The sequence below is a fragment of the Nostoc flagelliforme FACHB-838 genome, from assembly GCF_014698065.1.
Lineage (GTDB): Bacteria > Cyanobacteriota > Cyanobacteriia > Cyanobacteriales > Nostocaceae > Nostoc > Nostoc flagelliforme_B.
This window is the reverse complement of record NZ_JACJSI010000244.1, coordinates 1-8926: the sequence shown is the minus strand read 5'-3', so window position 1 is coordinate 8926 and position 8926 is coordinate 1. Positions and strand designations below refer to the sequence as shown.

8 protein-coding genes are annotated in these 8926 nt (G+C 44.0%); 2 read left to right on the top strand and 6 right to left on the bottom strand.

Annotated elements, in window-relative coordinates:
* Positions 1 to 188: 188 nt before the first annotated feature.
* The 3 genes from H6G97_RS39180 to H6G97_RS39170 form a co-directional block, all read right to left on the bottom strand.
* A complete protein-coding gene (locus H6G97_RS39180; RefSeq protein WP_190946043.1) occupies positions 189 to 509 on the bottom strand; it encodes a hypothetical protein in 321 nt (106 codons plus the stop codon).
* Between the two features lie 895 nt (positions 510 to 1404).
* Positions 1405 to 2550 (bottom strand): ParM/StbA family protein, encoded by a 1146-nt coding sequence (locus H6G97_RS39175; RefSeq protein WP_190946042.1) that lies wholly within the window; start codon positions 2548 to 2550, stop codon positions 1405 to 1407.
* 16 nt (positions 2551 to 2566) lie between these two features.
* Positions 2567 to 3028 (bottom strand): hypothetical protein, encoded by a 462-nt coding sequence (locus H6G97_RS39170; RefSeq protein ID WP_190946041.1) that lies wholly within the window; start codon positions 3026 to 3028, stop codon positions 2567 to 2569.
* A gap of 446 nt (positions 3029 to 3474) precedes the next feature.
* Here H6G97_RS39170 and mobV point away from each other — a divergent pair, with 446 nt between their 5' ends.
* Positions 3475 to 5202, top strand: a complete 1728-nt coding sequence (gene mobV / locus H6G97_RS39165) for a MobV family relaxase (protein ID WP_190946040.1) — start codon at positions 3475 to 3477, stop codon at positions 5200 to 5202.
* A gap of 95 nt (positions 5203 to 5297) precedes the next feature.
* Here mobV and H6G97_RS39160 read toward each other — a convergent pair whose 3' ends face one another.
* Positions 5298 to 5477, bottom strand: coding sequence for a hypothetical protein (locus H6G97_RS39160; protein WP_190946039.1), 180 nt, complete (start codon positions 5475 to 5477; stop codon positions 5298 to 5300).
* 105 nt (positions 5478 to 5582) lie between these two features.
* The gene (locus H6G97_RS53735) at positions 5583 to 5909 is read right to left on the bottom strand and encodes a Nif11-like leader peptide family RiPP precursor (RefSeq protein WP_199349963.1); all 327 of its coding nucleotides are present in this window, start codon (positions 5907 to 5909) and stop codon (positions 5583 to 5585) included.
* A gap of 36 nt (positions 5910 to 5945) precedes the next feature.
* On the opposite strand from H6G97_RS53735, the gene H6G97_RS39150 reads away from it, so the two are divergent.
* Entirely contained in the window at positions 5946 to 6224 is a 279-nt protein-coding gene (locus H6G97_RS39150; RefSeq protein ID WP_190946038.1) for a hypothetical protein, read from the top strand.
* A 608-nt stretch (positions 6225 to 6832) separates the two neighbouring features.
* Here H6G97_RS39150 and H6G97_RS53730 read toward each other — a convergent pair.
* Positions 6833 to 8926, bottom strand: a 2094-nt coding sequence (locus H6G97_RS53730; protein WP_338421940.1) for a plasmid replication protein, CyRepA1 family, incomplete at its 5' end; no start/stop codon positions are given.

Here is an 8926-nt window from a genome sequence, read left to right as displayed (position 1 = left end):
TAAGCTTGCCGCATTTAAAGAGAAAAAAGCGAATATAGCCGCGTCAAAGGGCAATAAACCCAAACCCAAACCTCAAACTAAACCAGTCAAGAAAGCTCAACCCAAAACTCAAATTAAGCCTGTTCAGCCCTCAACAACCCCACACCAAACACAATCCCAGTGAAGGAGTAGGGTTTTGTTGTATGTGGTCATGAAGAAACGCCAGCTTCAGCCGCAGCTACATCTGGTTTAGGCTCTTTCGCCTTCTTTTCAAAGATTTGAACCCCAGCATCAACTACCTCAAACCCGTTCTCTGTGCGCTGTCCAAGCTTTCCCGATACAGCCCCAGCCCAGTCTGCGAATTCCGAGGCGCTAGTTTCAGCCTTGCGCCAGCTTTTTGCATTAACTTGAGCAGTAAAGACTATGCCGTTCTGATCGGTCAACTCGATTGCAACTTTCTTGTTCTCGGCTGGTGTGGCTGTTGGCAGTGAGCCGCTAAATTTTATTGTCACTTCGCTTTTGGCTTCCATAGCTTACCCTTCGCTCATCATCAATTTCATTTTCCCGCTCCTGATTTTATCTTGGATTAGGTTGACGCAACCTGCGGGAACTACGGTTAATCTCTTTGATATCTAACGAAGTAAGCCTTGAGCATTCCCCTGGAAAGAGAACCAAGATTCAACATTAAAAAACAAAGTCCACAAAAAAAATTTACCCCTGTTTTTGACCCTTTTTTCGTCTATCTAATTGATAATTACTCTCAAGATGAACCGCCCAAAGCGTGATTATTGACACATTTATCAATAAATATTACAGTTTTGGCACTAACTTATTGATTTGACTCAATTCGTGCATTTGAGATAAAACCTCGAAAAAACATCCATTTTCCCAATTCTCACCAATTACATTCAACATCTCCCAATATCTATCCAATATCTCCCAAATCTCCAATTTTTTCTTACCTTTTTACCTCTTAAAAATCATCCATTCACCAAATTCTCATTAGCTCAAAAATTCCCAAGAAATCCGAACAGTTCCCAATACTTATAAGAAGTCTCCCATTTGCTCCCAATAATTGGTCAATTACCCGGAAATTCGCTTAAAAGCGGAGTAAGCTCTGTAATCCATCTTTTGATGACGCACAGTACGCCATATTTGGCGGAAAGTTTTTGACAGCCAAAATTGAAAAGCAGAAGCAGAAGCAACAGCCATCAAAAAAGACTACTGAATAACTACATAAGCACGACAAAAGCCGCCTCAGAGTTCACCCCTCTGAAACTGCGGCGGCTTATCGTTCAAATATTCTTCGCTCAATCTCCGACAAAAATCGCATCCAATTCAAGAGATTCAGCCTGACCTTGAACTATTGAAGCGGGTCTGATTGAATCAGCCGCTTCCCCCTCAAGCTCAGGCGATTCTTATACATTACTCTGGCACTATGCGTTTACGCTCATAACCAAAATTCTCGTCCAACATCAAGATGTAAGTAATGAAGGAAGTCCAAACATCAGCAGCCCTCTCATTTAAACCTTGAGTGTCTAGCCTTTTGGGAAATTCCACATTACCATTCCAAACAATTGGTATATCTTCATTTTGAAAATGTTCAGTTAACTCAGTACGCACGAACTCAGCCGTACCGCCACAGATGAGAATTTCGTCCAAGATGGCAATCTTTCTAATCCACTGCACCAAAGCCCGACAGTAAGCATCACGAACCTCCGGCAGAACTTGCTGAAATAACTTTAAATCCGCCGCCACTCCCAGTTCATTAGACTTGCGCGATAAACGACGCAGCCCATCCCAGTTTCCTTGGCTGGCACTAAGCATCGCCGTCACCAAATGAGAGTTATCCTTCGATAGCCCAACAGCAGTACGTTCCACAAACTGCTCCACCGCCCAATTCATTCCCAAATCTGTAGTTTCCGCTTTTACCAAGCTGCCTTGGTCAACCACAATATAAGTAGCATTGCGATAGCCCAACATTAGCAAACCAATTACCTTCTCAAAATATTTGACATTGACATTACGGCTGCGATACTGAAGAATCCCCACCCCTTCAGGAGACACATCAAAACGGCGCAATTTCGCCTTGAGTTTACCTGAAGGCGTGTTAATTCCCTGCTTCAAAGCACTCGACAGTTCTTTGAGCAGGTTTTGAGCATCGTTGAGTTCTCCCGGTGGCAACAGCAATTGTACAAATAGATCCACTGGTCTATCGATATTGTAGTGGCGACAAGCCTTCCACAGTAACCCAGCTATTTTTGGTAAGGCATAGTGATACTTCAATTCTCGCAACGCTGCTGTACCTGCAAATTGGTTTTTAGCTAGTGAGCCTAAAACATAATATTCTTCGCCAATGCCAACCCAGGTACTATTGAAATTCGCCTGTTGCTCTCTCAATTGCGCCATCGCAATTTTCCCGACCTCTGCTACTTCCGGCGACATCACCATTATTTTTGGTGTTCCGTCTGGGTATATATGAACAATTGACTTGTTACAGCTACCACCCAAATCACAGGACATCACCAATTTAATGGTATTGCCGGATCTACTTTTGTCCCCTTGAGTCATCAGATCATCCCTTAATTCATGGGTTCATACCAAAAAACTTGTTAGCCTGAATCATTTCCCCTGATAATTTCAAGTCCATGATTTCATCGTCGTCATCTATGTCTGAATCAACTTGATCAGGTTGTTCATCAGGATTGGCTGTCGGATTGTCGCTTTTTGTAGTCACATTTGTAGTACTAGCCAAAACCATAGAATAGTCTTTATGTAATTTTTCTATGCCAGCTATCCTTCTAATTGTGGCAAGTTTTGCTTCTAATTTCTCAATCGCAGACCAACAAGCTTTCTGTAATTCCGGCTGATTGACTTGACCCTCTAACGCTTCCGCCAACCAAAAAGCAGTGATAGCCTCAATTGAAAATTCAGTCGCTGATCTATTAGAAGGATGGTTCAATAAATAATCTATCACCTTCCCCTCCCATGAATTACTCTTGCGTTTAATCCTGGGTAACTCAACATAGGAATTTTGCTGTTGACTCATATCTTGACCTCACTCAGTACGAAAAGTATTTTTAGTATAAAAACAAATCAATATTTGAGATGAGTATAAATGTGGCTTTATTAATGATAATAGCGGTTATATTGTGTATGAATGCGGTGTTTTTCGACAAAAAAATGTCTTGTTCCTTACATGAGATTTCCCCCTAATAGTGTGTTTATTGAGTGTTATTGTGGTGTATAGGGAAAAAGAATTACTAGAACCCCTAAATGCGCCCAAGAGAGCTAAAAACCCTACAGAGCAGGCTTTTTAGCAGCAGAGGGGGTTTTGTGACCGCCTTTCTTTCGCGCTCGGTGGCTAAGATAATTGTGTACCCACTACACCTTTTTGCCCTAACGGGTGGCTTGCGCCATTTCTCCCTAACGGTCGAAACAAAAAGGTTCCGTGGGGTCTGCGACGCAATTGCACTCAATCACTCAAAAAGTGGCATGGCTTACGCTATTGCAAGGATTAAAAAGCTCAAGCGCAGTAACTTGGCAGGCAGTGAAGCACACACCGCTCGTCAGCGAGAAACACCCAACGCTGATTCAGATAAACAAAATATCAGATTCATTGGCACTAACAACCCAACACTTTCATTAGATCAGTTGGTGATGGAAAAGATAGGGGAGCAGAAACGGAAGATTCGCCCCGATGCGGTTTACTGCACTGAGATTTTGTTGACTGCCAGCCCCGAATATTTCCGTCCCAACTGCCCAACACAAGCGGGTTACTATGAGCAGGACAAAGTTGACTCCTGGCTTTCTGCATCCAAACAATGGTTAGATTCGAGATACGGCTCACGCATTGTCAGGGCAGAATTACATTTAGATGAAGCGACACCCCATATTCACGCTTATTTTGTCCCCCTCGATGAGAAAGGGCAATTGAGGGCCAAGCACTTCTTCGACGGTCGCTTGAAGATGAGGCAGTTTCAAGATTCCTACTCTGAGGCTACAGAACATCTGGGGTTAGAACGTGGCATTAAGGGTAGTAGGGCGCAACACCAGGAAATCAAGGACTTTTACAGCATTGTTAATGCTGGCATAGAACCAGATAGCAGCCTCACCCAGTTGCAACTGCAAGCCAAAGCAGCTGACCGGGATAGGGCGCAAGCCAAAAAACAGCAGATGGAAGCCACCGCCAAAACTTTGGCTGTTGAAAATGAACTCTTTGACAGACGCATCAAGGAATTAGAGGCACAAGTAGCTTTTTGGCAGCAGCAAACTCAACAACTGCGCGACTTGGCTTTAGAGGATGTCGCCTGGGAGTTGGGGCTAAATTATGATCAGCAACGGTGGCGGGGTCACGGACACATTATTAATATAGATGGCTCCAAATTCTATGACTTTGCTCCCGAACACTCCAAAGGCTCTGGCGGTGCGATTGATTTGGTAATGCACGTTAATCAGTGCAATTTCCGGCAAGCGGTTGTCTGGTTAGATGAGCGATTCGGGTCAGCTGGCGTAGAACGTGCAGCTCTAGCTCACGTTAAGAACAGGGCGGCTGACATTATCCAGACTGAACCCCGTCCCCAATTCACCCCACCTGTTGAAGATAAAGCTAACTGGTCTGCCGTTGAACATTACCTCAATCAATTTCGGGGCATCCGCTCTGACTGTATTCAAATGCTTTATAATCAGGGGCTAGTTTACGCTGATGACAAACAAAACGCTGTTTTTGTCATGCGGAATCTTGATGGTCAACGTAACGGTGCATTCTTACGGGGAATTAGGGGCGAGAACAACAGCTTTAAGGGATACTCTAAAGGCACTAAGCGCAGTGATAGCTGGTTTTACTTCCACTTGGGGGGTAAAGCTAATGATAAAACCTCAACAGCGATTCTATGTAAGTCTCCCATTGATGCTATTTCAAGAGCCATGCTGGAATATCTTATCAGGGGCGATGTTCCACCCGAACGAACAGTTTATATGGCTATTGATGACATCAAGAGCTTACCACTTGAGCGATTGCAGAAAGTTCCTAATATACTGGTGGCGTTTGGTAACGATAAAAGCTCTGATGCGGCAGCACAGCGTGTATTAGAACTAATGCCACAGTCCCAAATCAAAAAATCTAAAGCCAGTGATTGGAATCAGCAGCTACTCGATTATGGGCGACAGTTAAGCCGACAGCATCAGCAACAGCAGGAGCAGGATGATGAATTGAGTCTTTAATAGTCAGCGTTCTAGTAGTGAACTGTACAGTTACTTTTGTAGCATAAAAGTAGTTTTTTAGTAGTTAATTTTGATTCAAGTGATTTGAAATTTACTTAAATCATCATTTTTCGCTCCAAAAAACTTACCAAACTTTTTGGCGTACTGTGCGTCAAAATCCCAATTTTTTCAGACCACAAATTCAACACAGAACTGACATAGAACTGCCAAAATGAAATGCTTTCCTCTGGCTCAAATTCCACAGATTTACCATCAATCAGCCGTAGAAATGCCACAGAATTACCATAAAAATGGCAGTTTTACACTATGCCGTTTTATTACTGAAATTCTTCACTACGTAGGACTGAGGAGCGATAGGAAAGATGATTCTCGCGTGACCCCTAATTGTACTCTCCAGGAAGGTCAGTTTTTCTAACAGTAATGCTGCCAACTTTCTTACCTGACATTCTCAATAATTCATCACCTGAAAATTCAAAACCAAGCTTTAGTGCTATTCGCGCAATATCATCTGCGGTTGGTGCTGCAAGCACCTCGTTTTTAAGTTCAGGTTCAGACTGCATTTTCTTTAAAAATGCTTCGATTTGCTCAAAAGCCATATTTAAAATTTGATCCTTGCTAGCTACTCGTAATATAAAGAAAAACAGCAGTATATTCTTTAAGACTAGCAGCACAAGGGTATCAAGATTCGGGGGAAAGATGATTATCACAACGCGCTGCTCCAGATCGCTTGTCTGCCAAAAGTTGTGGAACTGACAGAAGAAGAATTAATAGATGACGATGAATGCGGTGATGTATATGAACCGCAATATGAATCAAAACTTGGTAACAAGTTCATAGAGTATGACATCTACCCAGGTGATGTGAAAGAGAGTAAGCGTACACTGTACAGTCACATACCCACTTGTATGAAGCACAAAACTTTGAAGGAATTCGAGAAAAGTAAACAAATCGCCGATGAGATGCGCGATCGCAAAGACCCGACGATCGGCTTTGAAAGAATGCGCGAATTAGGCTGGATGTGAAAATAAATATGTAATAATTAGTACAGAAAATTAATTGTAGTATATTTAATTTCATTGTAGTGTTTTGCGCCACGTCTACCCTGTTTTTGCACTTTTTGGGTAGACGCGGCGCATTTTTAGTACGTTCTTGTTTATACACTAATTTTTTTATAAACAAGTTGTAAGTACTGCAAATACGTTACTTCTGAATCAATGTGTATACAACTTTCGTCATAATAAGAACGGCAATACTATCCGGGGAAGTGTCTTAGAGGGGTTATGTCACACCATTACTTTCCATAAGCATTTATACTCATCAGCACAATCTACGTATATCAAAGCTAAAAAGGTATGGCGCGGCGAACAACCCAACACAAACAGTTCGGTCATACCTACACCCAACAAAGCACGGTCAAACTTTGAAACCCCAATTCAGTGAAACTACACTGTCTACAACGCCTCATACACCTCATGCGTGAGTAAAGCAGTACGATAAATTTTGAATATGGCGCGGCGATAATGACCGTTAAAACCGCGCTAATAACCACTAGGAATAAATACTCACTGAACAATCGCCAAAAATTAGCTGTGGCAGTGGGCACGATCGCAATTATTGGGAAACGGGACTATCACGCCATCCATTCAGTCCACTGTGGGGCATCTGTCACCAGTTGAGCAAACTTGTTCGGGTCAATATCCTCAAACTCCAGCATCACGCCGCAACGCTCATCACTCGTCAACGTACTGAGTAATTCTTTTACAGCATCAACCCCATCCTCTAAACGTTCAATCGCCAGCCGAGCATAATATTTAACCCGTTCCCACCAAGAATCACTGAGTTCTTCATCTGTGTCCATACCCCCCCGATTATTATCTCCATCTTCATTAATGGGGGGTGTGGACGGCGGGTTAATCCCATACTGAGCCTGCATTCTAGCTGCGTAAGCCGCATCTCGTTCAAGTGACTCTTGGCGTTTGCGTTCCTTCTCCTCCCGTTGCCGTTGACGATAATCCAGCACCTTTTGGACAAACTCTACATCAGAAGTATTCAAACGATAATACCGAACACGCTGCCCATCTTCAAGCGGTCGCCGTGACTCAGTGGACAAACCCAGTTGCGAGAGATACTGGCTTAAAATCCACACAGGAGACTCCGATAGCGGAATGGTCAGGTTGAGGATACCTTTTACGTGAGATGCGTTGCGTTTAGAGAACTCGGCTAAAACCTGAATCATCGCCTCATCCCCTTTGATCTCAACGCCAGCCATCAGATCCACTAGCACTGCTCTCAGCCCCAGCCGATGACGCATCAACCACGCGGTAGAATGATTGCTCCAGTCAGTACAGATTGCCAAGCGCGAGCGCTCTGATTTATCGCGTTCCACCACAACAGAGGGCGGTGCAACAAACTCTCGCCCCTGATCATCGGTAATCATTTCCCCCGGTGCTGCTAATATTGCCTCCAGTGCGACTATCTTCTTAATTAACCGCCCCCCATCATCTTGCTCAACCAGTTCCGGGGTTACGCTCATGCCGTAGGTGTCCTGTATGCGGAATTTCTCACACTCCAGCACCTCCTCCGGTTTGAGATAGTCTTGGTGCTGCCTAGCCGCATAAGTCCTTCTATCAATATCTTTGGCATTCGCCACCTTGCGAAAATGCTCCTCATTGATGGCAATACCTGCCGCTTTCATCCACCGGGAAGCCCCCTCATCGGTTGCATCACCCACAGGCGCAATCGTATTGCCCATTTCTTCTAAGAGCGATCGCAAATCAGCCCGTAAATTATTAATCGACCAATTCCGTTGCGCTTCAATCTGGCAACTAGCATCTAATGCCCAATCCTTCTCAGCCCCACGTTTGCCCGTTTCTCGGTTAATGCGAATCAGAAAAGCGGTCATTTCATTTGTTTGAAGAATCTTTTCTTTAATCCGTCGGGCATTGGTTTCGGCGTAACCAAAGGGAGGACGCGGAGCCACCCAAACATACATGGGGACATTTGGACGATACCGCCATAATTGCTGGGCGCATTCTGTAGCCGACTGCGAGACAGCATGAAACACGCCAAACACGGCATCAAAATGATAGCTGGAAATGTCAACCCCTGAACTGAGACTGGGAGTAATTAAAAAAGCGTCAAGATCCTTAATGGCAATGTTAATTTCCCTAATGAAAATCACATTCTCTTCAGAGCCGCTATTTTCCGAGTGAATAGCCCACACCCGTAACTTGCGGTCTTCGGCTGATTCCGGTGTTTCGTCGCTATCATCAATCGCGGAACCATCATTGAGCGCCCGTTCCAACTTTTTGATAAACCGCTTACTGTCACTGACCATCATCAGTTTTTTGCCCAACATCAGTTGAGCGTGGAACTCGGCAACGATTGCGCTGCTGTTTCTCCCCTCGTACCAATGAACTTGACGACCACCTGAGCGATACAGGTTTTTGATGATGTAGGGTTTTTCACCAGCCGGTCGCAAATTCATGAAAAACTCAATGGTCAAATCATCCAAGTGAGCATCAGCTAAAACAACCAGCTTGGCGTTGTAAACTAGATACTCAAGCACTTCCAGAATCGCCCCCCGGTGTTCTTTGCAGGTTTTGGACTTCAGCAAGTGAGCGAGATACTGGCAGGCTTCATCAATAAATAGAATATCGTAAGCCTGTAAATCATTTGCCATTTTATACAGAGAATCAACGGTAATGCTGAGAGCTTTTACCTG